We start from the raw sequence: 25,554 nt of genomic DNA, 5'->3' as shown, positions 1-25,554 counted from the left end.
AATCGAATCACCGTCCTGAATCTTGCCGGGCGGCAATAAATCAACGGGCAGGATACCCTGCCCGTAGGAATTACTTCTTAGCGCGCTCTTCGAGCATCGCTACAGCTGGCAGTACTTTGCCTTCCACGAACTCGAGGAATGCGCCGCCGCCGGTAGAGATGTAGGAAATTTTGTCTGCGATACCGAACAGGTCGATAGCCGCCAGAGTGTCGCCGCCGCCTGCGATAGAGAAGGCTTCGCTGTCTGCGATAGCGCGAGCAACGATTTCGGTCCCTTTACGGAAGTTAGGGAATTCGAACACGCCGACCGGGCCGTTCCACAGAATGGTTTTCGCGTTTTTCAGGATTTCAGCCAGTTTCTCAGCGGAAACATCGCCCATATCCAGAATCTGCTCTTCGTCTTTGATGTCGTTCACGGACTTCAGGGTTGCAGTCGCGGTTTCGGAGAACTCGGTCGCAACGCGAACGTCGGTTGGTACCGGGATATCGCAGCGGGTCAGCAGTTCTTTCGCGGTATCAACCAGGTCTGCTTCGTACAGGGATTTACCGACGTTGTGGCCTTGAGCTGCCACGAAGGTGTTCGCGATGCCGCCGCCAACGATCAGCTGGTCAGCAATTTTGGACAGGGAGTCCAGCACGGTCAGTTTGGTAGAAACTTTAGAACCGCCAACGATAGCAACCATTGGACGAGCAGGTTCTTTCAGGGCTTTACCCAGCGCTTCCAGTTCGTCTGCCAGCAGCGGGCCTGCACAGGCAACGTCAGCAAATTTAGCGATGCCGTGAGTAGAAGCCTGCGCACGGTGTGCAGTACCGAATGCGTCCATCACGAACACGTCGCACAGTGCGGCGTATTTTTTGGACAGCGCTTCGTCGTCTTTTTTCTCGCCTTTGTTGAAGCGAACGTTTTCCAGCACAACCAGTTCACCCGCGGCAACTTCTACGCCGTCCAGGTAATCTTTTACCAGACGAACCGGGTTAGACAGTTTGTCTTTCAGGTAGTTAACAACTGGCAGCAGAGAGAATTCTTCGTTGTACTCGCCTTCGGTCGGACGACCCAGGTGAGAAGTAACCATGACTTTAGCGCCCTGTTTCAGAGCCAGTTCAATGGTCGGCAGAGAAGCACGGATACGTGCATCGCTGGTGACTTTCCCGTCTTTAACCGGCACGTTCAGATCGGCACGGATGAAAACGCGTTTGCCCGCCAGATCCAGATCGGTCATCTTAATTACAGACATGGTGAATCCTCTCGTTGATTCTTAAAGTTTTGCAGACGCAACGTGCGCCTTACCTGAAATCCATTGAGCCATAACCAACGTGGTATCGAGCATCCTGTTGGCAAAGCCCCATTCGTTATCACACCAGACTAGAGTTTTAATCAGATGTTGCCCACTGACCCGCGTTTGCGTGCCGTCGACGATTGCACTGTGCGGATCGTGGTTAAAATCAGTAGAGACCAACGGTAATTCCGTATAGTCAACTATACCATGAAATGCTTCCTGTGCCGCTTTTTGCAGCAAGTGGTTGACTTCACATGCATTTACCGAATTTTTGACCGTGACGCTTAAATCAATTGCCGTGACGTTTATCGTCGGTACACGCACCGCAATGGCCTCAAAACGGTCATTGAACTGTGGGAAAATACGCGTGATACCGGCTGCAAGACGCGTATCCACCGGAATGATCGACTGACTCGCCGCGCGGGTGCGTCGTAAATCGGGGTGATAGGCGTCAATAACCTGCTGATCGTGCATCGCCGAGTGGATGGTCGTGACCGTCCCGGACTCAATGCCAAACGCTTCATCCAGCAGTTTAATAATCGGAATAATACAGTTTGTGGTGCAGGAGGCGTTGGAGACGATGCGGTGGCTGTCTTCGACCAGTTCATGGTTAACGCCATAAACGACGGTAGCATCGAGATCGTTGCCGCCAGGGTGCGAGAACAGCACTTTTTTCGCCCCTGCCGCGAGGTGGGCTTCACCGTCAGCGCGGGAGCCGAATACGCCGGTACAGTCCAGCACGATATCAACGCCAAGCTCGCGCCATGGCAGCGCCTCAATGGTCGGTTCGTGCAGCAGGCGAATGCTGTCATCGCCCACAAACAGGACTTCGCGCTCCTGGCGCACATCCCAGGCAAAGCGGCCGTGGCTGGTATCGTACTTCAACAGATGCGCGATACCCGCAGCGTCTGCCAGTTCGTTGATTGCTACCACGGTAATTTCCGCACGGCGACCAGATTCGTACAAAGCACGTACCACGTTGCGCCCAATGCGACCGAAGCCATTAATAGCGATGCGTACGGTCATATCTCTCCTGCCAGAATCCCTGGGATTTAGTGGCTGACAGAGTAATCCAGCAACCGCCCGAGGGGAATCCTCGCACTCATGAAACTGCACTTGTTTGCTTAATTGTCGAACATTTATTCGACTGAAACGCTTCAGCTATGTTAAGCGAAAGCGGGAATAAAAGGAACGATACCCCAATATGCTCAGCTCAACTTCTGACGCACATCACAGTTTTGGTGGAATAACTGCAACTCAACGCCGCAGTGGTGGAATAAAGAACAGGGCATTAGTGGAATAATCGGCATAAAAAAGGGCCGCCGAAGCGACCCTCATATTTATCGAGACGGATTACAGAATCGCTTTAGCCTGTTTCACCACGTTTTCCACGGTAAAGCCAAACTCTTCGAACAGCAGTTCCGCTGGAGCAGACTCACCGAAGGTGGTCATGCCAACGATAGCGCCGTTCAGGCCAACGTATTTGTACCAGTAGTCAGCGATGCCGGCTTCGATAGCCACGCGAGCAGAAACGGCTTTCGGCAGCACGGATTCACGGTAAGCAGCATCCTGCTTGTCGAATGCGTCGGTAGAAGGCATGGAAACCACGCGCGCCTTCACGCCTTCGGCAGTCAGCTTGTCCCATGCCGCCACGGCCAGCTCAACTTCGGAACCGGTAGCGATGAAGATAAGCTCAGGCTGACCCGCGCAGTCTTTCAGCACGTAGCCACCGCGAGCGATGTCTTTCAGCTGCTGCTCGGTACGATCCTGCTGAGCCAGGTTCTGACGGGAAAGGATCAGTGCGGTCGGGCCGTCGTGACGCTCAACGCCGTATTTCCACGCTACCGCGGACTCAACCTGGTCACATGGGCGCCAGGTGCTCATGTTCGGGGTCACGCGCAGGGAAGCAACCTGCTCAACCGGCTGGTGAGTCGGGCCATCTTCGCCCAGGCCGATGGAGTCGTGGGTATAAACCATCACCTGACGCTGTTTCATCAGCGCAGCCATACGCACCGCGTTACGGGCATATTCTACGAACATCAGGAAGGTAGAGGTGTACGGCAGGAAACCACCGTGCAGGGAGATACCGTTGGCAATCGCGGTCATACCGAATTCGCGCACGCCGTAGTGGATGTAGTTCCCGGCGGTATCTTCGTTAATCGCTTTAGAACCGGACCAGATAGTCAGGTTAGAAGGCGCCAGGTCAGCGGAGCCGCCCAGGAATTCTGGCAGCAGCGGGCCAAATGCTTCGATAGCATTCTGAGACGCTTTACGGCTGGCAATTTTGGATGGATTTGCCTGCAGCTTAGCGATGAATTCGTTTGCTTTTGCATCGAAGTCAGCCGGCATTTCGCCCTTCACGCGGCGAGTATACTCAGCGGCTTCCTGCGGGAAGGCTTTGGCGTAGGCAGCGAACTTCTCGTTCCAGGCCGCTTCTTTAACCTGACCTGCTTCTTTCGCATCCCACTGAGCATAGATGTCAGAAGGGATTTCGAACGGCGCGTGGTTCCAGCCCAACGCTTCACGAGTCAGTGCGATCTCTGCATCACCCAGCGGTGCGCCGTGGGAGTCGTGAGTACCGGCTTTGTTCGGGGAACCGAAACCGATGATGGTTTTGCACATCAGCAGGGAAGGTTTGTCGGTAACAGCGCGCGCTTCTTCTACCGCACGTTTGATAGCCGCCGCGTCGTGACCGTCTACGCCGCGCACTACGTGCCAGCCGTAGGCTTCAAAGCGTTTCGCGGTATCGTCGGTGAACCAGCCTTCAACGTGGCCGTCGATGGAGATGCCGTTGTCGTCATAGAAAGCAACCAGTTTACCCAGCTTCAGGGTACCGGCCAGAGAGCAAACCTCGTGAGAGATGCCTTCCATCATGCAGCCATCACCCATGAATGCATAGGTGAAGTGGTCCACGATGTCGTGTCCTGGGCGGTTGAACTGCGCCGCCAGCGTTTTCTCTGCGATAGCCATACCGACCGCGTTCGCGATGCCCTGACCCAGAGGGCCAGTCGTGGTTTCAACACCTGCGGTGTAGCCCACTTCCGGGTGGCCCGGAGTCTGAGAATGCAGCTGACGGAAGTTTTTCAGCTGTTCAATCGGCAGGTCATAACCGCTGAGGTGCAGCAGGCTGTAAATCAGCATAGAACCGTGGCCGTTGGACAGCACGAAGCGGTCACGGTCAGCCCATAACGGGTTCTGTGGGTTATGGTTCAGGAAATCACGCCACAGGACTTCGGCAATGTCGGCCATGCCCATAGGGGCACCCGGGTGACCGGATTTGGCTTTTTGTACTGCGTCCATGCTGAGCGCACGAATAGCATTGGCAAGCTCTTTACGAGAGGACATTTTGACTCCAGATCGGATGGTTGAAGATCGCGCCTTGACTACGATGCGTTATGGGCTACGCCCGAAAATGTGACAACAATGTACACCAGGGGAATGGTCATGTACATGCGGCGCGCCGTTGACAGGGTAAGAAATCTCTGGATAACGCTCGCAAGTTGCGCAACCTGATGCGCAGGCCATTTATTCTTCTTTATACTGAGTGTGGAGCCGCCTCGCCTGCGGTAAATCCGATTCTGTTTTTACCTATTATAAAGAAAGGAAAAATGGCCATGAAGATGCGCCCAATATTGTTGAGCCTGAGCGTCGCGGCCCTGCTGACCGGCTGCCAGGGAATGGACTCCAACGGGCTACTTACCTCCGGAGCCGAAGCTTTCCAGGCCTACACGCTAAGCGATGCCCAGGTCAAAACCCTGAGCGATGACGCCTGCAAGCAGCAGGACAGCAAAGCCACGATTGCCCCGGCAGACAGCCCCTACACCCAGCGGCTGAACAAAATTGCCTCCGCGCTGGGCGATAACATCAACGGCCTGCCGGTTAACTACAAGGTTTATGTGACCAAGGACGTCAACGCCTTCGCCATGGCTAACGGCTGTATCCGCGTCTACAGCGGCCTGATGGACATCATGGATGACAACGAAGTCGAAGCGGTGATTGGCCACGAAATGGGGCACGTCGCGCTCGGCCACGTGAAAAAGGGCATGCAGGTCGCGCTCGGGGCTAACGCAGCACGTGTTGCAGCGGCATCTGCGGGCGGCGTGATTGGCAACCTGTCGCAGTCTCAGCTTGGGGATTTAGGCGAAAAACTGGTCAACGCTCAGTTCTCCCAGCGCCAGGAGTCCGAGGCTGACGACTACTCTTACGATCTGTTGCGCAAACGTGGTATCAACCCGACCGGCCTTGCCACCAGCTTTGAGAAACTGGCTAAGCTCGACGAAGGCCGTCAAAGCTCCATGCTGGACGACCACCCGGCGTCTGCCGCGCGTGCCCAGCACATCCGCGACCGTATGGCGGCGGACGGGATTAAATAAATATGTGGCAACGATCGGCCTGAATAACAGGTCGATCGTTATAGGGCTAAGCGTGTTAACCCTGCCCAGAACATCTGCCTAAGCTCTCCCCGAACAGTTCAAGAAGAGCGCCACAGCCAATACCTTAGTAAAGCGTCTTCTGCGGTGGCCCGGCGAACTTCAGGGCACCTATCAGCCCCATTCGCACTTCTACGACCGAAGGCCCCGGCATCGCCAGAGCTTCAGTCATCACCGAGTCAAAATCCTCAGCCCGTTCCACGCTCCAGGCCTGCAGGCCAATCGCCTGAGCAAGCTGGGTGAAATCCGGCGTATGCAGCTCGTTATAATACTGACGCCCGCCGAAATACTTATCCTGAATGCCACGCATCACGCCGTAACCGCCATCGTTCATCACCAGCAGCGTGACGTTAGCTTTCTCCTGCGCCAGCGTCGCCAGTTCTCCCATGTTCAGGCTCAAGCCGCCATCGCCGACCAGCCCCACGACCTTACGTTGTGGATTAGCAATCGCGGTGCCGATGGCCATCGGCAGACCCATACCGATCGCCCCTGCGAGGGAGTGGATGTTCATCAGCGGCCCGTGCGCGCGGAACAAACGGCTGCCCCACAGGCTGCCGGAAACGGTGATATCGCGTACCAGCAGGCCATCTTTCGGTAACGCTTTCTCGATAGCATCATTGAGCTTCGCATAGGCCCCGCACTGCTCCCGCAGCCCCTGATCCGCTTTGGCTACCGCCTCCTGCACCTGAGCATCCCAATGGGCATCGCCCCATTCACGCCCCTGCGCTTTATCGGCCAGGGCGGCCATCAGCGAAGCACAGTCAGCCACGAGGGTGTTGTCCATCAGGTAGTTACGGCTCGCCGCCGCCGGATCGATATCAACCTGCACGCGCGGATGCGGTAGGTCAAGCGTCCACGAGCGGGTTTCGTTACTGCGCAGGCGTGAACCGGCCACCAGCGTAAAGTCGCACTGCGCGATGAGAGCCTCAACCGACGGCGAGTTATGGAACGCTCGCAGGCTGGCACGGTGGCTGTCCGCCAGCACGCCGCGCGCATGGGTGCTGGAGATAACGGTAATCCCCGCATCCGCCAGTTTTTTCACTGCTTCTGAGCAGCCCAGAGCCCCGCCGCCCAGCCACAGTAACGGCTGTTTCGCCTGTTTTAGCTGTGCCCACAGCGTATCGACAACCGTGGCATCTACGGTTGAAGCCGAAGCCGCTTTTACCGGTGCCGTCACCAGCGACAGCGGGATCTTCGCCCCCTGAATATCGATCGGGATTTCGACAGAGACTGGTCCACACGGCGGGGTCTGCGCCTCCTGAATGGCTTTATGCAGAATCGCCATCGCCTGGTTGGCATTGCTGATGCGATACGCCCGTTTTGAGCTGGCCTTCAGGAAGGTCAGCTGATCGCGGGTTTCATGGATAAATCCGGTGTCGGCATCCAGCCAGGCTTTCTCCACCTGACCGGTCAGATGCAATAGCGGCGTGCAGGCATTCATCGCCTCAACCAGCGCGCCCACCGCGTTACCTGCGCCCGCACCGGTGCTGGTTAGCGCCACGCCAAGGCCGGAAAAACGCCCGTGGGCGTCGGCCATAGTGACAGAACCCGCTTCACCGCGCGCCGGGACAAAGCGGATATTCCCGCGCTGCCCCACCGCATCCGCGATAGGTAAGTTATGAATAGAGATGACGCCATAAATGGCCTCAACCTTATACTGTTCCAGCGTTCTGGCGATGGCATCGCCGACGGTTATCATTTCACTCATTGCTCACCCTTTTCTCAGTCGCACCAGTGGTTGACGCCGTTGCCCGTCGCCAGATAAATGCTCTTTTGCTGCATCCAGGCTTTCAGCCCCTGAATGCCCTTTTCGCGGCCCAGACCGCTCTCTTTAAAGCCCCCAAACGGGGTCGAAATAGCAAAAACTTTGTAGGTGTTTATCCACACCGTGCCCGCTTCCAACTGCTCACTCAGGCGCAGGGCACGGCCTGTATCGCGCGTCCAGATCCCTGCCGCAAGGCCATAAACCGAGTCATTAGCCTCGCGAATCAGCGCCGCCTCATCGCTAAACGGCATGGCGACCAGCACCGGGCCGAAGATCTCTTCCTGGCAAGCGCGAGCGCTATTGGTCAGTCCTTCAACGATCGTAGGCAGGAAGAAACTGCCGTTTGCCAACTGTGGATCGGCCGGGATCTCCCCGCCGCACAGCAAGCGCCCGCCTTCACGCTTCGCCAGCTCGACGTAGTCCTGCACGCTCTGACGGTGCCTGTCGTTAATTAACGGCCCCATGTGCACGCCGTCAGTGAAGGGATTGCCGATGCGCAGCCCGCGCGTGAGTTCCAGCAGTCGCGCCATCAGCTGCGGATAAACGCTTTCATGCACGAACAGGCGCGAACCCGCGATGCACGCCTGCCCCGCCGAGCTGAAAATGCCGTAGCAGATCCCACGCGCGGCCTGCTCAATGTTGGCATCTTCCAAAACGATGGTCGGGGATTTACCGCCCAGTTCCAGTGAAGCAGGAATAAGCTTTTCAGCCGCCACGTGCGCCAAATGGCGGCCCGTGGTGGTTCCTCCGGTAAAGGAGATCTTCCGCACCTTGGGGTGACGCGCCAGCGCATCGCCAATCACTGAACCTTTGCCCGGTAATACGCTGAGCAGCCCGGCGGGTAGCCCGGCCTGCTCAAAAATTCGCGCCAGCTCCAGCGCCATCAGCGGCGTGGCTTCCGCGGGTTTGAGGATAACTGCGTTACCGGCCGCAATAGCAGGGGCGACTTTCTGCATTTCGCTGGCAATAGGCGAATTCCACGGCGTAATGGCTGCCACCACACCCAGCGGTTCATAGCGGCTCAGCGTCAGTAAGTCAGCCTGCCGTGGCGTGGGCAATTCGCCCTCCAGCAGCTCACAGGCAGCAGCAAAATAGCGCGCCGTTCCCGCCGCACTCATCACCAGCCCACGCGCTTCCGCCAGCGGCTTACCGTTATCGCGGCTCTGCAGGCGTGCCAGCTCATCTAGCCGAGATTCGATCAGATCCGCCACCCTGTGCAGGATCTTTGCACGGCTGTGAGGCAGACTGTTTCGCCATGCGGGATCCCTCCACGCACGCTCGCCGGCCTCAATCGCGTCCTGCAGATCGTCGAGACTGGCGGCGTTCAGCGTGGCGTTCAGCGAACCGTCAGCGGGAAAATGACTCTGCATCAGGGTGCCGCCGCCGCGTCGCCACTGGCCGCCGATGAAAATATTCAACTCTTCCATCATGGTTCCTCAGCGCCGGGCCAGTTCGCGGCAGGCGCGTACCGCGCTGAGTGCCGCCAGAGTGGAGGTTTTTGGATTACCGGCAAGCGGTAGGCCGCTCAGCTCCAGATGAAACTCGCCAAACACGCCTTCAACGTGCAGCGTGTGGGTGTTGCGCTTCGTGGCCGGGTCAACCATCAGCCGCACGCGGGTGTCATCCATGCCTATGCCGCCGAGCGCCACGGTAGCAGCAACGTTGGCATTGGCCGGAAACAGACGCGCCGCCTCGCGGGCGCTGCCTTCAAAGAAGACCTGCGCTTCTGATACTGCATTAAGATCGATAAGCTGCTCTGCGTAGCTGCCGCGCCAGCTGGCCGGGCTTTTACGAGACTGATAGGTCACCCGTTCAAGCCCGCCCTCTCTTGCCGCAGACAGGCCGTCAATGCCTGCCACGGCACCGGAGAGCAGGGTCAGCTTGCCGCCCGCGTGAAGCAGGCGCTGTTCCAGCGCGCTGTCCGCCAGTGCCCCGGTAGAAATCACCGCCAGATGCCAGCCCCGCTGCAAAATTTCTTCGCCATACTGCGCCACGGCCTGCTGACTGGCACACTCCAGCACCAGATCGGGCGTGTCCGTGCACGCCATCGGCGAGGTCAGTGCCAGCACCGCATCACCAAACTGAGCCCGAATAGCGTCATGGTGAGATTCACGTGCCACAATCCAGCCGATGGCAACCTGAGCAGGCAGACGCTCAATCACCGCCTGCGCCATTGCCCCATAGCCAATTAACATGATCTTTTTCATGATGTGTCCTTACAGATGACGGCAAAAACCGCCGGAAACGTCCAGCGCGGCACCGGTGGTAAACGAGGCCAGCGGCGAGGCAAGGAACAGCAGCGCCTGGGCAGGTTCCTGTGGCTTGCCGAGACGAGCCATCGGAATGCCGCGTTTACGAGCAATTCCCGCCGTCCACTCCGGCCAGCTCTGGCTTTTATCCGCGCGCTCTTCAAAGCGGCGTTGCCACTGCCCGGATTCCACCATGCCAAGAAGAATCGAGTTCACCCGAATACCTTTACTCACCAGTTCTTTTGAGAGCGTAAGGGTCATGTTCAACAGCGCCGCACGGGCCGCAGAGGTGGCGATCATGTGCTCCTCCGGCTGGAGCGCCAGCAGGGAGTTCACGCAGGTAATAGAAGCGATATCCGATTGCTCCAGCTGCGGCTGAAACGCCTGAACGGGGTTGATGACGCCGAACAGTTTGAGCCCGGCTTCGTGCAGCCACGCCTCACGCGGAGTGTCATGGAAGTGCGCCACATAACCCTGCCCGGCGTTGTTGATCAGCATATCCGTTGCGCCAAAGCGGGATTTCACCGCATCCGCAAACGCCAGGACTTCATCGGCATTCAACACGTCACAGCGGTAAGAGAAAATCTCCCCATCGGGATATTCGTTTTGCAGCGCCGCATGCGCGCTGGCGAGGCGGTCCTGGTCGCGGCCACAGAAGGCCACTTTTGCCCCTTCGCCCAGCAGCAGGCGCAGCGTTTCAAAGCCAATGCCGGAAGAACCGCCGGTGACTACCGCTATACGCCCGTCAATTTGTGCATTCATCGCGCACCTCTTCGTTAATGCGTAAAAGCTGTTGGTTAAAAAATGCGTCGTTATCGAGATAGCTGGCATGCCCGGCCTGCGGGATGCTAATAAAAGGCATGCCATAGCGAAGAGCCAGCCCTTGCACCAGCTCCGGCTGGGTAATGGCATCTTGCTCCCCGCACCAGACTTCAAACGCGCCGGAATAACGCTTTAGCCAGCCGTGGATATCGTCATGTACCAGCATCCAGGCCGCGGCCAGATAACCATCGACACACAGCCTGCGCATCCCCGCCGCTACCGTGCCAATATCTTCGGCCCGCGCGCCCGGGCGCAGCAGCTTCGCGGCCCGGGTTTGCGCCAGGATTTCGCCGCCTAGCGCTATCTGTTGCTCCCGGCTGCGCCACACCTGCTCGCGCTGTTCCGCTGCGGCCTGGCCATAGCCTTGCGCGGCATCCGCCAGCACTAAATGCAGCACGCGCTCCGGGTATTTCGCGGCAAATGCGCTGGCGACCAGCGCCCCCAAAGAGTGGCCAACCAGCACCGTCCGCCAGACGCCTGCGCGGTCGAGCATCGCCGCCAGCGCGTCGGCATATTCCCCCGCATTCGCACGCTCGGTCGCCAGTATTGGGTTTTCGCCATAACCGGGCATGTCCCACGCCAGCACGCGAAAACCGTTTAGCGACATCTGCTTATGCCAGGAAGCTGCGCCGGAACTAATGCCATGCAGCAGCATCAGCGGGATACCGCTTCCCTGTTCACGAAAGCCCGTCATAGCGCCCCCTTAGCCCCGCTTCACTTTTGAGAGCGGGTGGTCTTCCGGGTAGGTCGGGATTTCCGGCTTGTTGGTCCCCAGCATGACGCACATCAGCGCCTCTTCTTCGCCGTGGTTAAACAGCCCGCGATAGATTCCCGGCGGGACCGAGATCAAATCGCGCTCGCGCAGCACGGTTTCGGTGTAGTTATCACCGTCCTGGATCATCAGGGTGATTTGTCCTTTGAGCATGAAAAACACCTCCTCCACATCATCGTGCAGGTGCAGAGGCCCTTCACATTTAGACGGCAGCACCATGGTGGAGAAGGTAAAGTGTTCTGCCTGAACCGTGTTGGTATCGCTGGCGACGCCCGTTGCCCCCGTGCCGATGTAGCGCATCTGCGCGCGGCGGTATTTCGGGTCGAAATCAGCCTGGAACTTCAGCGCGTTCCAGTCGTATTTACGGCCTTCGAAGCGCGCAATACGCGACTCGATCCACTCTTCCATCGTCAGGTTTTCAGGTTTAACGCCCGGTTTTGAAGCTATGGTTGAATCAGTCATGACACTCTCCTCAGTAACGTCTCAGCAGCGGCAGTAACAGGACGCAGCCCACCGCCGCCATCACCGCCAGAAAAATCAGTCCGGAATCCATGCTGTGGGTGAAGGCAATCAATGCCCCCATCACCGCCGGCGACAGCGCGCCCGCAAAGTTTCCCAGCCCGTTGAAGATGCCGCCCGCCGTGGCGCTTACGCGCGGGTGAGTGGCCTTCGCCAGCAGGGCGAAAATGTTGGGGGCGCCAGTGCCCCACATAAAAGTGCTAAAGCTCATCGCCGCAATAATGGCCAGCGGTGTATCGAGGTGCATCACCGCCACCAGCCCAAGAGCAGCCCCTGCCATCGAAATAAAACAGGCCGCGGCGCGTTTATCGACCCGGTCCGAAAGCCATGCGCCAATCACCTCACCGGCCAGCATGGCGATAAATGGCATCGACGACAGCCAGCCCGCATGCTCCAGGTGAATGCCCTTACCTTTAATCAGGTAGCCCGGCAGCCAGCCGTTGATGCCCCACAGGTAGGTGAGAAACGCGATGTTAAAGATGCAGATGATCCAGAAGTGCGTGCTGACAAACAGCTCGCGCCGTGCGGCACGTCGCTCATCCTGAGAAGCCTGTGATGTGGCAGGTTTCGCGTCCAGACGGATCCCGCGCAGGCCGATACGCACGAAGATAAGCACCGGCACAGTAAGCAGCGCCATCACGAAGAAAGTGCTCTGCCAGCCGAAGGTGTTGAGCAACCAGAGGGAAAGCGGAAAACCAATCGCCGCCCCCACGGGCGTACCCAACAGCCACAGCATGGTGGCGCGAGCCTGCAGGTGCTGCGGGAAGCTATGACGCACAATGGCGAACGCCAGCGGGAACAGTGGCCCTTCCGCCACGCCGAGCAGGATGCGCAGCACGATCATTAGCGTGTAGTTATGGGTAAAGCCCATCGCCACCATCAGCACACACCACACCGCCATCATGCCGGTGAGCAGTCGCAGTGGCGCAATTTTGTCTCCCAGACCGCTTAAAAATACCGACGAAAAGCCGTAGCTCAGCAGGAAGGCGCTCATCAGAATGCCGAGCCGCGTGGTATCAAAATCAATGCCCATCGCCTGCTGGAAATGGCTATCGGAAAAAAGCGCCGCAATGCTGATTTTGTCGAAAAATGCCAGCAGTACACAGGCAAGCAGCGACAACGGAATAGCCCAGCGCACCGCCTTTTCAGGCGTGCGGGTCCCCTCACCGCCTGCCTCAACGGGCGCGGTGTTGGTCTCAAAAGTGGTCATGTCTCCCCCTACGGGTGCGGATTAGCTATCGCAGTGACATCAGTGAAAACGTCGGGTCGGTAAGCGGCACGGCCGATAAATCCCGCCCCGCCGCCATCCAGCGTTTCGCCAGCTTGACGGTGCGCGCATCGTTAAACGCCACCAGTTGGGTCAGCCGTCCGTGCTCATCCAGCGAGAAGAACAGCGAATCTTCACGCACTGTGGTTGTGCTGCCAGGCTGCGGAATACCGAGGATCTGGATATTGTGCTGGTATTGATCCGACCACAGCCACGGCGCGTCGTCGTAGCCCGGCGCGTCGGGGTTAAGCATCGCTTTGGCCGTTGCCACCGCCTGGTTCTGGGCAAATGCCCACGACTGAATGCACAGTCCGAAGTGATGGTGCTGCGCCACGTCACCCGCGGCAAAGACGGACGGATCCGACGTGCGCCCCTGTGAATCCACCACGATCCCACGCTCGATGTTAAGCCCGGCGTCACGGGCCAGCTCCAGGTTGAGATCGACGCCGATCCCGACAACAACAGCGTCGAAGCTTTCACGTTTACCCTCGCAGTGAATAACCGGCCGACCGTTATCATCCTCAAGCTCCAGCGCGCCAACGCCGGTACGGATATCCACGCCCTGCTCGCGATGAATCGTGGTTAATCGCTGAGAAACCTCGCCGCTGACAGAACGCATGCATAGCGCAGGCTGCTGCTCGAACAGTGTGACCGCCACGCCGCTTTTACGCGCGGAGGCGGCAATCTCTAGGCCTATCCAGCCGCCGCCGACAATCGCCAGCGTTTTGCTTCCCGCCAGGCGCGCTTTCAGACGCAGCGCATCCTGCCAGTGGCGCAGAGTGTAGACCTGAGGATGGTTGGCCCATGCCTTACCGGGCAAGCGCGCACGCCCCCCGGTAGCGATTAAAAGGGTGCTGTAGCTCAGGTGCTCGCCATTGCTTAAACGTACCGTTTTGGTATCGCAATCAAAGGACTCAGCGCGCAGCGGGCGATGCCAGCTCAGGTTCAGCGCCTGCTGCACTTCCTCGGGAAACAGACGCGGCAGCACGGCATCCGGCTCCAGCAGAGAGGCTTTGGAGAGCGGGGGGCGCTCGTAGAAATCCCACTCTTCTTCCGCCACGACGCAAATCTCGCCGTCAAAGCCCTCATCACGCAGCGTTTTTGCCGCCCAGCCACCGGCCTGACCGCCGCCAATTATGACAATGCGCGACGTCATACCGACTCCAGCTTTTTTTGCTGGCGTCGGGTGTCATGGTCGATGCCGCCTTCCACCGCCCATTCGGTAAAGGAGACCAGAGAGTGTTCAAGCTCGCGCGGCTGCCAGTTTTCGGTCAGGTAATCATCGTTGGTGTAATACTCAAACGCGCCGCCCGTAGGGCTGTTGACGTACCAGAAATAGGCTGACGAAACCGGATGGCGGCCAGGCCCGATAAAGGTGCTCCAGTTATTTTTGTTCATCGCGATCCCACCGCCGATCACCTCGTGGATATCACGCACGGTAAAGGCCACATGGTTAAGCCCGCGCTTGCGGTTAGGGAGCTGCAACAGGAAGAGGTTGTGATGGCCCCCGCGCACGCCGCAGCGCAGGAATACGGCGCGGTTGATGTAACGGTCTGAAACCTGGAAACCGAGCACCTCACGATAGAACTTCTCCACCTCCGCCAGCGCTTCGACAAAAAATACTACGTGACCAACGTTGATTGGCTGGGCGCGATCGTAAACCGGGCTTGGCGTATCAACGCGGCGCACGTCGCCCCACTGGTTAATCGGCTCGACGTTAAGATCGACCGGCTTCTGCTGGCTTACCTGCACGCGCAGGGTCATACCGTTAGGATCGAGGCACTCCAGCGCACCATCCACTTCACGAAAACCGGGCTGCCGCTGCAGTTTCGGACGCAACGCATCCAGGTCAGCCTTCGTGGCGACCGCCCAGGTCATGCGACGCAGGGTGTTACCCGCTTCAAACGCAGGGGGCAGCTCCTGGCTATCAATGGGGCTAAGCTCCACGCGAGCGCCGCTCAAGGTAGTGAAAGACCGGCCGTCTGCATCGCCCGTCAAGCCAAAATCATGCATAAATTTGGCGCAGTGCGTCAGGTTCTCAACGCCAAATTCAAGCTTTTCAATTCCGGTTATACTCATCGTTCGTTGCCTCATCTGGCCCAAATTGGGCGTAAAACATGCCCGACGCACTTAAGCGCCTGACGTTAACTCGCTGATTTAGCTGGCCTGTGACAAATAGCCTAAGAAGCCAGAAATTTTATCTGCCGCCAGACGGACGTCGTTTTGTAGACGCTCGCGGTCGGTTTGTGGGATCTCTTCCGACGGCACCAGAATGCTCACTACCGCGGCCACACGCCCGCTGCGGTCATACACCGGATACACAATGGAAGAGATGCCGTGGCGGAAGAAGGATTCGCCAATCACGTAGCCGCGGGCTTTGTCCTGCTGCACCATCTGCCACAGGGCTTCGCGGTCGTGAAGCTGCCCCGGCGTGTTGCCCGGCAGGCGCTCATGTGGGAACAGCAGTTCAAAATCAGTTCGGGAAATATCGGTCAACAGCATGCGTCCCAGCGACGTGCAGTGCACAGGCAAACGAGTGCCAATACTGACCTGATTGATACGTGAACCGGCGGCGCTGACGCGAGCGATGTAGATAATGTCGCGCCCGTCACGGATCGCCAGATGGCTGCTGCACTGGCTGACGTCACGCAGCTGTTCAATCACCGGCTGGCCGACCTGCGCCACATCCAGCGAGGCAATGTACTCAAACCCCAGGCGCAGCACGTTCATGCCCAGCGAGAAGGTATTGGTGCGCGTGTTGCGCTCCAGAAAGCCCATGTATTCCAGGGTTTGCACCACGCGATAGGCGGTTGCTTTCGGCATGTCCACCAGCCGGTGCAGCTCGGCAAAGGTCAGTTCGCGATGCTGCTCGCCGAAGGCCAGCAGTAACTGCAGGCCGCGCTCAAGTCCCGGCACCAGATACTTCACTTCCTGATCGTTTGCCATACTCGCTTCACCCTTTAGTTAAAGACAAAACCACCGTTGACCGGAATCAATTGTCCGGTAATAAACCGCGACAGGTCGCTTAACAACCAGACCACGCTGCCGGTGACGTCCTCAGGCAGCTGCGCGCCGGTTAACGCCCGCCCATTTTCATACAGCTGATGGCGCTCGGCGGGGACATATTCTGTCGCCTCAACGCGAGTTAACCCCGGCGCAATGGCGTTAATACGAATGCGTTTCTCACCCAGCTCGCGAGCCATCGAGCGCGTCATGGCAATCACTGCCCCTTTGCTGGCAACATAGGCCATCAGGCGTGGCGCGCCCCACAGCGCGGTGTCGGAGGCCACATTCACTATCCCGGCCCCTTCACGCATCAGCGGTACCGCGGCGCGCGTCACAAGCCAGGTGCCTTTAACGTTCACACTCATCACGCGATCCCATAGATCGGGATCGTAATCGAGCATATTCACGCCGCCAACGCCGGTCGCCATTGCCGCATTGTTCACCAGGCCGTCAATCTGCCCTTCGGCACCAATGGCGTTGAAGACCTGTTCAATAGAGTGCGGATCGGCCAGATCGATAACGTGGGAGGCAATCGAATACCCCAGAGCGCTTAACCCGTGTGCACTCTCAGCCAGTTCACCTGCCAGGATATCGCACATCACTACCGCCGCGCCCTGCTCCGCGCAGGCTTTGGCGAAGTGATAGCCCAGCCCGCGGGCTGCGCCAGTCACGACGATACGCTTACCGTTCAACAGCCCGTTCATCAGGCCGCGCCCTGCGCTGCTTCGAGGGTTGCCAGCTGTTCCCTGGCCGCTTTTTGCATCATGCGGCGCAGGCGTGAGAGGCCGACGTCATGCTGATAGAGATATTCGTGTTCGCGGGCATTTGGCGCCATGCTTTCCAGCACCACACGATCCTGCTCCAGGACTTCCCAATGCAGTTTTTCCAGACGGTTGCGGTACATAAAGCGCCACATATCGCGCTGCCAGCCTTGCACGCGGCGGATACGCCAGAAGAAGACGCGGCAGTTGTCGTTATCTTCCGGCACCACCATGCCGACGATAAAGAAGTGCCCGCCCGGCCCAAAGCGCTTGCGGTAAGGAATAGACAGACGCATCCATAGCGCCCCGGTGTTGCCCAGCTCAACCCAATCGAAGTTGACGCCGGTCTGGCCTTTTTTCTCAAAGATAAAGCCGGTTTTGGTCGGCTGGAGTACCATGTCGGCCTTGCGGTCGCCTTCCGCCATTGAGTGCGAGGCCGAGTGCAGATAGGTGCCGTGCATCGGGTCCATGACGTTTTCCAGCGCGTACTGGTAATTGCATTGCCATGCGGCGGTACACAAGAAGTTGCTGTGGGCTTCGCCGTCGGCCAGCTCCTCCGGAAAGGTCAGTTCATCGGGCTGCTGCTCCGCCGTCACGCCAAACCACAGGAAAATGGCGCCGTGCACCTCCTGCACGCTGTAGCTGCGCACGCACTGCTGGCCGACCAGAGGACATTTGTCCACGGCAGGCACATCCTTCACTTCACCGTTGCCCGCCACTTCCAGTCCGTGATACCAGCAGGCGATACGATCGCCGAGGTTCCAGCCCATCGACAGGCGCGCGCCACGGTGCGGGCAGCGGTCCTCCAGGGCCTGCACCTGGCCATCCTTATTACGCCAGACCACAATCTGCTCGCCGAGGCGGGTAATCCCCACCGGAGCAGACTGCACCTCCCAGCTTGCCAGTACGGGGTACCAGAGGCCACGTAGACCTTTATCAAGATAATTTTGTACGGTAGTCGTCATCGCGTTGCCCTCAGTAGCCGTGAACCCGTAAGAATGCCTGGAAGCTGGCGTCGCTCCATGGCTCGCCCTGCATATCGTGCATCCGTACCGCATTCAGCCCATTAACCAGCTCCGGCAAGGTTTCAACGCCCTGCTCAAAGAAATCTTCCAGCGTAGCGATAAGGCTCACTTCCCAGTTTTCCGGTACGCGGCTGCGGGTCTGCCAGATCTGATTCTGGTAATCACCCGGCTTATGGATGGCGCCGTTCCCGCCCTCTGCGGGAGGGGTAAACTGACGACTTTCCGGCAGCGCCGGGTTGAAGTTCAGGGAATCGCTCATGCCACGGTCTCCTCGATGAAGGTAATCTGGATCTGGTTTTCAATGACCCGAACCGGGTAGCTGTTGAGGTTGCGCCCACCGGGGCCGTGCAGGCACTGGCCGGTTTTGACGTCGAAAATAGCCTCATGCAGCGGGCATTCCACCTTACCGTCTTCGACGAAGCCCTGGCTCAGCAGCGCATAGGCATGCGGGCATACGTCTTCCAGCGCGTAATATTCACCGTCAATCAAATAAATGCCGATCTCTTTACCTTCGACGTTGCCGCTAAAAGGGAAATCTTCCTGTACTTGTTCTGCGTCACATACGCCTATCCAGCTCATCACGATCCTCCAGGCTTTCGTCTCATATATGAAACTTTGTTTCTTATTTAATACGGTCAATATAAAAGCGGGGACGTTTTCGTCAAGCCTGTTTGTGACGCATTTGTTAATGGAAAGGGTTTTAATTATCTATCTGTGCAAGCGATCACGAAAAAATGCAGAGATATGAAACATTCATTCTTCAGGTGTGAATAAATAGGCTTTATTGATTCTCTTAAATCTGAATGAAAGGTATTGACTTTTCTTCTCACCCACTCATAAAAATAAATAAATGTGGCTGGGACGTTGTTTCACCTGTGAAACAAATTTAAATATTTGTATTTATAAACAATGAGTTTCACAGGTGAATCATTTTAGCCCCGTGACAATCACACTGATAAAAATATTAATAAATCAAAATTTAAGGCGGGCGTAATGACGGCAAGATGGCAAGGCACAATAGCACTTTTGTTGCTTATTATTATTTCCTACATCGACCGGGTGAATATCTCAGTAATGATTTTAAATCCGGAATTTGCCGAACACTTTCAGCTAAATGAAAACAGAATGTTACAGGGAATGCTGATGACCTGCTTTCTCCTGGGTTATGGTTTTTCGGCTTTATTATTAACGCCGGTTATAGAAAGCAAATTAAATTATCGACAGGGATTATTAAGCAGTATTGCGATTTGGGCTGCGGTTTGCGCTATTTCTCCGCTTCTGGGATCGCTAATGGGCATGCTCATTGCCCGCGTGATTCTGGGCGTTGCCGAAGGGCCGCTGTTTTCGCTCAAAACACGCTTTATTAGCGATAGCTTCCGGGCCGAAGAGATCGGAAAGCCCAATGCCGTTACCGCGCTGGGCGTCTCTCTCGGGCTGGCCGTCGGCTTTCCGCTGGTGACATGGTTGATGGCCCATCTGGGATGGGCCGGTTCTTTTTACGCACTGGCGGTCATGAATCTGGTGCTGGGTGGAGGGTTAATCTGGCGCTTCCTGCCTGCACCACCCCGCACGGCAAAGATAAAAAAATCGGGATTTGTGCAGACCTTTACGCTTGCCTGGCAAACGCCGCTGCTGGGCTGGATCCTTCTGGTGGAAGTCGCCACGCTTAGCTATCTCTGGGGCAGCAGCGCATGGCTGCCCGCATGGCTTCGTGATGAGCATCACTTCTCGCTGCACGCGACGGGCATGTTAGCGGCTATTCCCTTCCTGCTAAGCCTGGGATCTAAATTTCTTGGCGGGGTACTGCTCGACAGGATGCGCCCGGAACAGGCGCCGGTGCTATTTGTGGTGGGCGGTTTGCTGACGGCGATGTCCGTTGTCGCACTGATGCTGAGCCACCAGCCAGCATGGCTTGCGCTGTTTATGCTCTCGGCCAATATCTTCTGGGGACTGCAGGGGGCGGCCATTCCTGCGGTCGTTCAGCATCATGCCGCGCGGGAAGCTGTTGGCAGCGCGTATGGGATAATCAACGGCATCGGCAATATCTGCGCGGCCTTTATTCCGCTGCTGATGGGAATGGTGATGAAATCGGAGGGATCGGTCAGTTCAGGCTTTTCGGTGCTGGTTGTGTCGCAGGTTATTACCCTGCTGGCGGGAGGAATGTTGCTGCTGCGCATGCGTCGCGCAGCAGCAATCAGCGCCTAAGGCTTATTCGCCTTTTTTCGCTGCCTGGATGTAGAGCATTTCCAGCGCCAGGGTCGCCGCGGCCAGCGCGGTGATTTCTGACTGGTCGTAGGCCGGAGCCACTTCCACCACGTCCATCCCCACGATATTCAGATCTTTCAGGCCACGTACCAGCTTGATAGCGCGGTCAGACGTCAGGCCGCCAATCACCGGCGTACCGGTACCCGGCGCGAACGCTGGATCCAGGCAGTCGATGTCAAAGGTCAGGTACACCGGCATATCACCGACGATCTGCTTAACCTGAGCGATGATGTCGTCCACGCCGCGGTCATTCACCTGGCAGGCATCCAGCACGGTGAAGCCGTTGTCTTTGTCGAACTCGGTACGGATACCGATCTGCACTGAGTGGTTCGGATCGATCAGGCCTTCGTTTGGCGCGGTGTAGAACATGGTGCCGTGGTCGAACTCGCAGCCGTTCGCGTAGGTATCGGTGTGGGCATCGAAGTGAACCAGCGCCATTTTACCGAAGTGCTTAGCGTGGGCGCGCAGCAGCGGCAAAGTCACAAAGTGGTCACCGCCGAAGGAGAGCATACGCTTGCCGGCAGCCAGCAGACGCTCGGCGTGAGCCTGAAGATTCTCGCTCATTTCGCGGGCATCACCGAAGGCGTATACCAGGTCGCCGCAGTCCACAACGTTCAGACGCTCGCGCATGTCGAAGTTCCACGGGAAGCGGTTTCCTTCCCATGCCAGGTTGGTGGACACCTGACGGATCGCTGCCGGGCCGTGGCGGCCGCCCGCACGACCGGAAGTTGCCGCATCAAACGGAACGCCGGTGATAACCCAGTCCGCATCGCTATCGTACGGCTGGAAATTCAGCGGGAAACGCAAAAAACCAAAGGCATTAGATACCAGGGAGTTATCGTATTTGTGGCCTAAGGTGCTCATTGTCTGACCTCTCGGTTGGGGTTAAAAAAAGCCTAAAAAAAATCCCCTCCGCGTCGTTAAACCCGACGAGGAAGGGATTGGATTGGGGTACTGCCTTTTATTGAGCGGATTATCGCCGCTAATTCATACGGGTTCAAGAGAGTATAGGCGATGATGCTGCCTTTGCCCCTGACCCTGCCCTCTCGTACAGAAAGAGGGCGATTGAATTACTCGTCTTCCAGATACGTGTAACCGTAAAGACCGGCTTCAAACTCTTCGAGGAACTGCTGTTGCAGCGCCTCGTCAAGGCCGGTGTTCTTCACCTGGTCGCGGAACTGGGTCAGCAGCTTGTTCGGGTCGAGCTGCACGTACTGCAGCATATCCGCCACGGTGTCGCCTTCATCAGACAGCTCAACTTCCACGGAGCCGTCAGGGAAGACGAAGACGTCTACCGCTTCGGTGTCGCCGAACAGGTTGTGCATGTTGCCGAGGATTTCCTGATACGCGCCAACCATAAAGAAGCCCAGCATTGGCGGGTTCTCCGGGTCGTATTCCGGCATTGGCATGGTCGTTGCGATACCGTCGCCGTCCACGTAGTGGTCGATTGCGCCATCGGAGTCACAGGTGATATCCAGCAGTACGGCACGGCGCTCAGGCGCGTGGTTCAGCCCTTCCAGCGGCATCACCGGGAACAGCTGGTCGATACCCCACGCATCCGGCATCGACTGGAACAGCGAGAAGTTGACGTACATTTTGTCCGCCATGCGCTCCTGCAGCTCGTCGATGATGGGACGGTGCGCGCGGTTGCTCGGATCGAGCTGCTTCTGCACGTCGTGGCACATGTTCAGGTAGAGCTGTTCGGCCCAGGCACGTTCCTGCAGGCTGTAGGCACCGGAGGAGTAGCCGACGTGGATATCGTGCAGGTCCATCTGGCTATCGTGCAGCCATTCACGCAGCGAACGGCGCGTGCCCGGCTGGTGCATTTCAAGCCAGGTTTCCCACATGCTTTGCAGCGCGCGCGGCGCGTCATCGGCCGGTGGGGTCGCTGCGGTGTATTCGTTACGCTCAACGCCAATGATGTTGGAAACCAGCACGGTGTGGTGCGCGGTTACGGCGCGGCCAGACTCGGTAATCACCGTCGGGTGCGGCAGGCTGTTTTCTTCACAGGCATCGCCGATTGCCCAGATGATGTTGTTCGCGTACTCATTCAGGCCATAGTTAACCGAACAGTCGGACTGGGAACGCGTCCCTTCGTAGTCCACGCCCAGGCCACCGCCAACGTCGAAGCATTGGATATTCACGCCTAGCTTGTGCAGCTCAACGTAGAAGCGGGCGGATTCACGCACGCCGGTCGCGATGTCACGAATGTTTGCCATCTGCGAGCCGAGGTGGAAGTGCAGAAGCTGAATGCTGTCCAGGCGACCGCGTTCACGCAGGATTTCCACCAGCTGCAGAACCTGGTTTGCCGCCAGGCCGAATTTGGATTTTTCACCACCGGAGGACTGCCACTTACCGGAGCCCTGGGAAGCCAGACGGGCGCGAACGCCCAGGCGAGGAATCACGTTCAGGCGCTCGGCTTCTTCCAGCACGATGCTAATCTCGGACATCTTCTCGATAACCAGATAGACCTTGTGGCCCATCTTCTCGCCGATCAGCGCCAGGCGGATGTATTCGCGGTCTTTATAGCCGTTACAAACGATAACAGAACGGGTCATACCCGCATGCGCCAGCACGGCCATCAGCTCGGCTTTAGAGCCAGCTTCCAGACCCAGCGGCTCGCCGGAATGGATCAGCGACTCAATCACGCGACGATGCTGGTTTACTTTGATCGGATAAACCAGGAAGTAGTCGCCTTTATAGCCGTAAGATTCACGGGCGCGCTTAAAGGCGGCGTTAATTGAACGCAGGCGGTGCTGCAGGATCTGCGGGAAGCAGAACAGCGCAGGCAGGCGTTGGCCCTGGGCTTCGCGAGCTTTAACCAGCTCGGCGAGATCGACCCGAGCCTCCGGAACGTCCGGATCCGGGCAAACGCTGATGTGGCCCAGTTCGTTGACGTCGTAATAGTTATTGCCCCACCAGGCAATATTGTATGTACGCAGCATCTTGCTGGCTTCCTCGGAGCTCATGGCAACCTCCTGAATGGAACGATGTACATCCTGCCCGCCCACTGACGAACCCGAAACAGAAGTAATTTTGTCAGTCATGGCGAACCTCAAATTTTGTCGATTGTGCAAAACAGTTGACTACTATCGCAGGGGTATCCTGCAATAACAACCCATTAACAGCGCGTATTGACAGCACAAGACGCTGACAGCCAGGCTGTGCGACCGGTTTCATTTTCATATCATTGTAAAACACGTATCCGAACCCTGTATGACAGGACGGCGAAACCACGAGAAAACTCTTGTATTACAAGAGCGCCCTTGTTCAGTGACCACGGCGGATTACAGACCGGCCCGGGGATCCTGAGAAGCGCCGAGATGGGTAAAACATCGGCAAGTTTGAAAACATGAGATGCAGGCTGCGAGGAGCATATGCGCGCCAGGACGGCGTGCCAGATTAATTGAATGACGGCGGTTCATTACTCGTATCACCTCCACGCATACGTTGACTATGTATGCGACAAGCCAAAGCTGCGAGCACTGTAGCTGACAGGCTCTAAATAATTGCTCAACCCGGCTGGAAGTGGGCAACACAAACTGTGTGCTTTTGATTAAGCCGCGCGCGCCGCTTTATACCCATATCAGGGGTAAAAAGCAAAACAAAAATGCGTAAATTGCCAGCAGTGTCAGCCATGCTTTCCACTAAAGATTTCTCACATATTGCCGTTACCCTAAAAAATTCTGGCTATCTGCCGATTGTGTAATCTAAAATAGCCGTCCAGATGTTAATCCATCTATACTGATTAACTGTTAGACTGCCTGTTTTTCAATCTGTGGCAATAAGTTCCCAGGTTGGTCTATCTCACCGCACCTGCGGCGTAGAGCAGCAGCCTGAACTAAACAAATCCTTTTAGGGTGAAGAAAATATGGCTAAACACCTTTTTACGTCCGAGTCTGTATCTGAAGGGCATCCTGATAAAATCGCTGACCAAATCTCCGACGCCGTCCTTGATGCTATCCTCGAGCAGGATCCGAAAGCACGCGTAGCCTGTGAGACCTACGTTAAAACCGGCATGGTTCTGGTTGGCGGCGAAATCACCACCAGCGCGTGGGTTGATATCGAAGAAATCACCCGCAACACCGTGCGTGAAATCGGCTATGTGCATTCAGATATGGGCTTTGATGCCAACTCCTGTGCCGTTCTGAGCGCGATTGGTAAGCAATCCCCGGACATCAACCAGGGCGTTGACCGTACCGATCCGCTGGAGCAGGGCGCGGGCGACCAGGGCCTGATGTTTGGCTACGCGACTAACGAAACCGACGTGCTGATGCCAGCGCCAATCACCTACGCCCACCGTCTGGTGCAGCGTCAGGCTGAAGTGCGTAAAAACGGCTCCCTGCCTTGGCTGCGTCCGGATGCGAAAAGCCAGATCACCTTCCAGTATGACGACGGCAAGATCGTCGGTATCGATGCGGTGGTGCTGTCTACTCAGCATTCCGAAGACGTCGAGCTGAAAGTCCTGCAGGAAGCGGTGATGGAAGAGATCATCAAACCTGTTCTGCCGGGCGAGTGGCTGAACGCGTCGACCAAATACCACATCAACCCAACCGGCCGTTTCGTCATCGGTGGCCCGATGGGTGACTGCGGTCTGACCGGTCGTAAAATCATCGTTGATACCTACGGCGGTATGGCTCGTCACGGTGGCGGCGCATTCTCCGGTAAAGATCCGTCTAAAGTTGACCGTTCTGCCGCCTACGCTGCGCGTTATGTTGCGAAAAACATCGTGGCTGCAGGCCTGGCCGACCGCTGTGAAATTCAGGTTTCTTACGCTATCGGCGTGGCAGAACCTACTTCCATCATGGTGGAAACCTTCGGTACCGAGAAAATCTCTACCGAGCAGCTGACCCTGCTGGTGCGTGAGTTCTTCGACCTGCGTCCATACGGCCTGATCCAGATGCTGGATCTGCTGCACCCGATTTACAAAGAGACCGCCGCTTACGGTCACTTTGGTCGCGAACATTTCCCTTGGGAAAAAACCGACAAAGCAGCACTGCTGCGCGAAGCTGCTGGCCTGAAATAACTCTCCAGCCTTCCGTCTTTAAAGGCCAGCTTATGCTGGCCTTTTGCTTTCTGCCGCTGCGCCAGCACGCCTCTTTTTTCCTATTCCCCGAGCCGTTCGCCGTCATCGTGAAACCGATTACATCCGTAAATAAAGACTTCTGTTATCGCTTTTTATCATCCCTCAGTTAAAACACATCATTTGTTACATAACGCTTCAGATTAAGCTGATTTTTTCCCGCGGCGTGGACTTTAGTCACTATTAATCTCATGTTTTATCATAATGAAGCCTCTTTTTAATCTGCACCGTTAGTGTAACCGATTACATAGCTGTGATTATCATCACACACTTTTGCCCTTCGCTGACCTACCCTTAATGCCGTCAAATCCGAA

24 protein-coding genes are annotated in these 25,554 nt (G+C 57.1%); 3 read left to right on the top strand and 21 right to left on the bottom strand.

Features of this window, described 5'->3' with window-relative positions; all coding sequences use genetic code 11:
* Positions 1-70: 70 nt before the first annotated feature.
* From pgk to tkt, 3 genes are all read right to left on the bottom strand, one after another.
* Positions 71-1,234, bottom strand: coding sequence for a phosphoglycerate kinase (gene pgk / locus JT31_RS15640; protein ID WP_038479059.1), 1,164 nt, complete (start codon positions 1,232-1,234; stop codon positions 71-73).
* A gap of 21 nt (positions 1,235-1,255) precedes the next feature.
* Complete coding sequence (gene epd, locus JT31_RS15635) at positions 1,256-2,302, bottom strand: erythrose-4-phosphate dehydrogenase (protein ID WP_038479056.1); 1,047 nt, start codon at positions 2,300-2,302, stop codon at positions 1,256-1,258.
* Positions 2,303-2,629: 327 nt separating this feature from the next.
* Positions 2,630-4,621 carry a transketolase gene (tkt, locus tag JT31_RS15630; protein WP_038479053.1) on the bottom strand — a complete coding sequence of 664 codons (1,992 nt, stop codon included), beginning with the start codon at positions 4,619-4,621 and terminating at the stop codon, positions 2,630-2,632.
* A 269-nt stretch (positions 4,622-4,890) separates the two neighbouring features.
* On the opposite strand from tkt, the gene JT31_RS15625 reads away from it, so the two are divergent.
* Complete coding sequence (locus JT31_RS15625; protein WP_038479050.1) at positions 4,891-5,649, top strand: M48 family metallopeptidase; 759 nt, start codon at positions 4,891-4,893, stop codon at positions 5,647-5,649.
* A 124-nt stretch (positions 5,650-5,773) separates the two neighbouring features.
* Here JT31_RS15625 and JT31_RS15620 read toward each other — a convergent pair whose 3' ends face one another.
* From JT31_RS15620 to JT31_RS15555, 14 genes are all read right to left on the bottom strand, one after another.
* Positions 5,774-7,414: a thiamine pyrophosphate-binding protein gene (locus JT31_RS15620; protein WP_038479047.1), complete on the bottom strand. Its 1,641-nt coding sequence runs from the start codon at positions 7,412-7,414 to the stop codon at positions 5,774-5,776.
* A 14-nt stretch (positions 7,415-7,428) separates the two neighbouring features.
* Entirely contained in the window at positions 7,429-8,898 is a 1,470-nt protein-coding gene (locus JT31_RS15615; protein WP_038479044.1) for an aldehyde dehydrogenase, read from the bottom strand.
* A 9-nt stretch (positions 8,899-8,907) separates the two neighbouring features.
* On the bottom strand, positions 8,908-9,678 hold the full coding sequence (locus tag JT31_RS15610; RefSeq protein WP_038479041.1) for an aspartate dehydrogenase: 771 nt from the start codon (positions 9,676-9,678) through the stop codon (positions 8,908-8,910).
* Positions 9,679-9,687: 9 nt separating this feature from the next.
* Entirely contained in the window at positions 9,688-10,482 is a 795-nt protein-coding gene (locus tag JT31_RS15605) for an SDR family oxidoreductase (RefSeq protein ID WP_038479038.1), read from the bottom strand.
* Complete coding sequence (locus tag JT31_RS15600; RefSeq protein ID WP_038479035.1) at positions 10,466-11,236, bottom strand: alpha/beta fold hydrolase; 771 nt, start codon at positions 11,234-11,236, stop codon at positions 10,466-10,468. The genes JT31_RS15605 and JT31_RS15600 overlap by 17 nt, the downstream gene beginning before the upstream one ends.
* A 9-nt stretch (positions 11,237-11,245) precedes the next feature.
* Positions 11,246-11,776 (bottom strand): cupin domain-containing protein, encoded by a 531-nt coding sequence (locus JT31_RS15595; protein WP_038479032.1) that lies wholly within the window; start codon positions 11,774-11,776, stop codon positions 11,246-11,248.
* A gap of 10 nt (positions 11,777-11,786) precedes the next feature.
* Positions 11,787-13,043, bottom strand: a complete 1,257-nt coding sequence (locus tag JT31_RS15590) for an MFS transporter (protein ID WP_038479029.1) — start codon at positions 13,041-13,043, stop codon at positions 11,787-11,789.
* Between the two features lie 25 nt (positions 13,044-13,068).
* The gene (locus JT31_RS15585; protein ID WP_038479026.1) at positions 13,069-14,256 is read right to left on the bottom strand and encodes an NAD(P)/FAD-dependent oxidoreductase; all 1,188 of its coding nucleotides are present in this window, start codon (positions 14,254-14,256) and stop codon (positions 13,069-13,071) included.
* Positions 14,253-15,179: a VOC family protein gene (locus JT31_RS15580; RefSeq protein ID WP_038479023.1), complete on the bottom strand. Its 927-nt coding sequence runs from the start codon at positions 15,177-15,179 to the stop codon at positions 14,253-14,255. The genes JT31_RS15585 and JT31_RS15580 overlap by 4 nt, the downstream gene beginning before the upstream one ends.
* Positions 15,180-15,257: 78 nt before the next feature.
* Positions 15,258-16,046 carry an IclR family transcriptional regulator gene (locus tag JT31_RS15575; RefSeq protein ID WP_038479020.1) on the bottom strand — a complete coding sequence of 263 codons (789 nt, stop codon included), beginning with the start codon at positions 16,044-16,046 and terminating at the stop codon, positions 15,258-15,260.
* A 14-nt stretch (positions 16,047-16,060) separates the two neighbouring features.
* Positions 16,061-16,810 (bottom strand): SDR family oxidoreductase, encoded by a 750-nt coding sequence (locus JT31_RS15570; RefSeq protein WP_038479017.1) that lies wholly within the window; start codon positions 16,808-16,810, stop codon positions 16,061-16,063.
* Positions 16,810-17,832 (bottom strand): aromatic ring-hydroxylating oxygenase subunit alpha, encoded by a 1,023-nt coding sequence (locus tag JT31_RS15565; RefSeq protein ID WP_038479014.1) that lies wholly within the window; start codon positions 17,830-17,832, stop codon positions 16,810-16,812. The genes JT31_RS15570 and JT31_RS15565 overlap by 1 nt, the downstream gene beginning before the upstream one ends.
* Positions 17,833-17,842: 10 nt before the next feature.
* On the bottom strand, positions 17,843-18,151 hold the full coding sequence (locus tag JT31_RS15560; RefSeq protein WP_038479011.1) for a recombinase-like helix-turn-helix domain-containing protein: 309 nt from the start codon (positions 18,149-18,151) through the stop codon (positions 17,843-17,845).
* Complete coding sequence (locus tag JT31_RS15555; RefSeq protein WP_038479008.1) at positions 18,148-18,471, bottom strand: non-heme iron oxygenase ferredoxin subunit; 324 nt, start codon at positions 18,469-18,471, stop codon at positions 18,148-18,150. The genes JT31_RS15560 and JT31_RS15555 overlap by 4 nt, the downstream gene beginning before the upstream one ends.
* A gap of 414 nt (positions 18,472-18,885) precedes the next feature.
* On the opposite strand from JT31_RS15555, the gene JT31_RS15550 reads away from it, so the two are divergent.
* Positions 18,886-20,097 (top strand): MFS transporter, encoded by a 1,212-nt coding sequence (locus tag JT31_RS15550; protein ID WP_038479005.1) that lies wholly within the window; start codon positions 18,886-18,888, stop codon positions 20,095-20,097.
* 3 nt (positions 20,098-20,100) lie between these two features.
* On the opposite strand, the gene speB is transcribed toward JT31_RS15550, so the two are convergent.
* The 4 genes from speB to JT31_RS24290 all read right to left on the bottom strand — a co-directional run bounded on the left by speB (position 20,101) and on the right by JT31_RS24290 (position 23,582).
* The gene (speB, locus tag JT31_RS15545) at positions 20,101-21,021 is read right to left on the bottom strand and encodes an agmatinase (protein ID WP_038479002.1); all 921 of its coding nucleotides are present in this window, start codon (positions 21,019-21,021) and stop codon (positions 20,101-20,103) included.
* Between the two features lie 206 nt (positions 21,022-21,227).
* Positions 21,228-23,204, bottom strand: coding sequence for a biosynthetic arginine decarboxylase (gene speA, locus JT31_RS15540; RefSeq protein ID WP_071842971.1), 1,977 nt, complete (start codon positions 23,202-23,204; stop codon positions 21,228-21,230).
* On the bottom strand, positions 23,197-23,337 hold the full coding sequence (yqgB, locus tag JT31_RS23755) for an acid stress response protein YqgB (RefSeq protein ID WP_370527354.1): 141 nt from the start codon (positions 23,335-23,337) through the stop codon (positions 23,197-23,199). Before yqgB ends, speA begins: the two co-directional genes overlap by 8 nt.
* Before the next feature lie 107 nt (positions 23,338-23,444).
* Positions 23,445-23,582, bottom strand: a complete 138-nt coding sequence (locus JT31_RS24290) for a hypothetical protein (RefSeq protein ID WP_419177762.1) — start codon at positions 23,580-23,582, stop codon at positions 23,445-23,447.
* Between the two features lie 446 nt (positions 23,583-24,028).
* Here JT31_RS24290 and metK point away from each other — a divergent pair, with 446 nt between their 5' ends.
* On the top strand, positions 24,029-25,183 hold the full coding sequence (gene metK / locus JT31_RS15535; RefSeq protein ID WP_038478995.1) for a methionine adenosyltransferase: 1,155 nt from the start codon (positions 24,029-24,031) through the stop codon (positions 25,181-25,183).
* Positions 25,184-25,554: the final 371 nt, after the last annotated feature.

Source organism: Cedecea neteri (assembly GCF_000757825.1).
Taxonomy (GTDB): Bacteria; Pseudomonadota; Gammaproteobacteria; order Enterobacterales; family Enterobacteriaceae; genus Cedecea; species Cedecea selenatireducens.
Note: the sequence above shows the minus strand (reverse complement) of the source record. Positions and strands in the feature narration are given on the sequence as shown.

What these genes read in the sequence shown, in the direction of transcription:
- JT31_RS15555 (WP_038479008.1), bottom strand. Translation starts at nt 18,471, where the DNA reads ATGAGCTGGATAGGCGTATGTGACGCAGAACAAGTACAGGAAGATTTC.
- JT31_RS15585 (WP_038479026.1), bottom strand. Translation starts at nt 14,256, where the DNA reads ATGACGTCGCGCATTGTCATAATTGGCGGCGGTCAGGCCGGTGGCTGG.
- JT31_RS15550 (WP_038479005.1), top strand. Translation starts at nt 18,886, where the DNA reads ATGACGGCAAGATGGCAAGGCACAATAGCACTTTTGTTGCTTATTATT.
- JT31_RS15605 (WP_038479038.1), bottom strand. Translation starts at nt 10,482, where the DNA reads ATGAATGCACAAATTGACGGGCGTATAGCGGTAGTCACCGGCGGTTCT.
- JT31_RS15600 (WP_038479035.1), bottom strand. Translation starts at nt 11,236, where the DNA reads ATGACGGGCTTTCGTGAACAGGGAAGCGGTATCCCGCTGATGCTGCTG.
- tkt (WP_038479053.1), bottom strand. Translation starts at nt 4,621, where the DNA reads ATGTCCTCTCGTAAAGAGCTTGCCAATGCTATTCGTGCGCTCAGCATG.
- pgk (WP_038479059.1), bottom strand. Translation starts at nt 1,234, where the DNA reads ATGTCTGTAATTAAGATGACCGATCTGGATCTGGCGGGCAAACGCGTT.
- JT31_RS15610 (WP_038479041.1), bottom strand. Translation starts at nt 9,678, where the DNA reads ATGAAAAAGATCATGTTAATTGGCTATGGGGCAATGGCGCAGGCGGTG.
- JT31_RS15580 (WP_038479023.1), bottom strand. Translation starts at nt 15,179, where the DNA reads ATGAGTATAACCGGAATTGAAAAGCTTGAATTTGGCGTTGAGAACCTG.
- JT31_RS15560 (WP_038479011.1), bottom strand. Translation starts at nt 18,151, where the DNA reads ATGAGCGATTCCCTGAACTTCAACCCGGCGCTGCCGGAAAGTCGTCAG.
- epd (WP_038479056.1), bottom strand. Translation starts at nt 2,302, where the DNA reads ATGACCGTACGCATCGCTATTAATGGCTTCGGTCGCATTGGGCGCAAC.
- JT31_RS15565 (WP_038479014.1), bottom strand. Translation starts at nt 17,832, where the DNA reads ATGACGACTACCGTACAAAATTATCTTGATAAAGGTCTACGTGGCCTC.
- JT31_RS24290 (WP_419177762.1), bottom strand. Translation starts at nt 23,582, where the DNA reads ATGAACCGCCGTCATTCAATTAATCTGGCACGCCGTCCTGGCGCGCAT.
- JT31_RS15620 (WP_038479047.1), bottom strand. Translation starts at nt 7,414, where the DNA reads ATGAGTGAAATGATAACCGTCGGCGATGCCATCGCCAGAACGCTGGAA.
- JT31_RS15625 (WP_038479050.1), top strand. Translation starts at nt 4,891, where the DNA reads ATGAAGATGCGCCCAATATTGTTGAGCCTGAGCGTCGCGGCCCTGCTG.
- metK (WP_038478995.1), top strand. Translation starts at nt 24,029, where the DNA reads ATGGCTAAACACCTTTTTACGTCCGAGTCTGTATCTGAAGGGCATCCT.
- JT31_RS15615 (WP_038479044.1), bottom strand. Translation starts at nt 8,898, where the DNA reads ATGGAAGAGTTGAATATTTTCATCGGCGGCCAGTGGCGACGCGGCGGC.
- speA (WP_071842971.1), bottom strand. Translation starts at nt 23,204, where the DNA reads ATGACTGACAAAATTACTTCTGTTTCGGGTTCGTCAGTGGGCGGGCAG.
- JT31_RS15590 (WP_038479029.1), bottom strand. Translation starts at nt 13,043, where the DNA reads ATGACCACTTTTGAGACCAACACCGCGCCCGTTGAGGCAGGCGGTGAG.
- JT31_RS15575 (WP_038479020.1), bottom strand. Translation starts at nt 16,046, where the DNA reads ATGGCAAACGATCAGGAAGTGAAGTATCTGGTGCCGGGACTTGAGCGC.
- speB (WP_038479002.1), bottom strand. Translation starts at nt 21,021, where the DNA reads ATGAGCACCTTAGGCCACAAATACGATAACTCCCTGGTATCTAATGCC.
- yqgB (WP_370527354.1), bottom strand. Translation starts at nt 23,337, where the DNA reads ATGAAACCGGTCGCACAGCCTGGCTGTCAGCGTCTTGTGCTGTCAATA.
- JT31_RS15595 (WP_038479032.1), bottom strand. Translation starts at nt 11,776, where the DNA reads ATGACTGATTCAACCATAGCTTCAAAACCGGGCGTTAAACCTGAAAAC.
- JT31_RS15570 (WP_038479017.1), bottom strand. Translation starts at nt 16,810, where the DNA reads ATGAACGGGCTGTTGAACGGTAAGCGTATCGTCGTGACTGGCGCAGCC.